The sequence below is a fragment of the Bacillus pretiosus genome (assembly GCF_051294775.1).
Lineage (GTDB): Bacteria > Bacillota > Bacilli > Bacillales > Bacillaceae_G > Bacillus_A > Bacillus_A wiedmannii.
In genome coordinates this window covers 1-367 of the sequence record NZ_JBPPHF010000042.1, presented here as the reverse complement: position 1 = coordinate 367, position 367 = coordinate 1, and the positions used below count along the sequence as shown (strand labels likewise).

Below are 367 nucleotides of genomic sequence, written 5' to 3'. Positions count from 1 at the left end.
TTCTTCTGCTTTATCACGTAAGATTTCCATACCTACTACAGTTGAACTGTATTCAGCAAGGATTAAATCATCGTCTAAGAACTCTTGACCAAGACGAGCTAACACTAATGTGCCTAGACGCTCACCACCACCACCGATTGGTACGATTGTAGTTAAACCTTGACCGAATAATTCTCTATTTTCTACTGGGAATGCTGTGTAAGCACTGTTTACATCTAAGTTTGAAGATGTTTCTGTAATGTTGAATAAGCGTTGCGTGTACTCTTCCGGGAATTGACGCTCTGCAAGCATTTGTTTCATACGCTCATTCTCAATTTGTTGGTGAATTGCATAACCTAGTAATTTACCACGACGACTTACTACGTGA

General features: G+C 39.8%; 1 pseudogene. It reads right to left on the bottom strand.

Annotated elements, in window-relative coordinates:
* A pseudogene (gene codY, locus ACSG5Z_RS29765) lies at positions 1–367 on the bottom strand (GTP-sensing pleiotropic transcriptional regulator CodY); the annotation flags it as partial.